The organism is Mesorhizobium sp. M1A.T.Ca.IN.004.03.1.1, from assembly GCF_003997555.1.
GTDB lineage: Bacteria > Pseudomonadota > Alphaproteobacteria > Rhizobiales > Rhizobiaceae > Mesorhizobium.
Window position 1 is genome coordinate 1 of record NZ_RZTV01000173.1, and the last position, 296, is coordinate 296.

At 62.5% G+C, this 296-nt stretch carries 1 pseudogene; it reads right to left on the minus strand.

Annotated elements, in window-relative coordinates:
- A pseudogene (locus tag EOD29_RS31210) lies at positions 1 to 243 on the minus strand (IS110 family transposase); the annotation flags it as partial.
- Positions 244 to 296: the final 53 nt, after the last annotated feature.

The window sequence follows — 296 nt, forward strand, 5'->3', positions numbered from 1 at the left end:
CGCCGGGTTGTGCCGCGAGAACGGCACGCCGGCCTTGGCCAGCGCATGGCGCAGAAGCCGGTCATGGACGCCTGTCGCCTCCATGACGACGAAGTCGCGATCGGGATCAAGGCCCGCCACATAGGCAGCGATCGCATCGGCCTGGTTGTCGATGCGCCGAAGACGGCCGCTTGTTTCATCAAAAAAGTCGAGCCACTGCTTGGAGATGTCGCAGCCGACATAGTTCTGGGCTATCATGTCCACGCCTCTTCCTGTGGTGCGGGGTCTGCTTCGAACAGCCCCGTGCAACTGTTCAG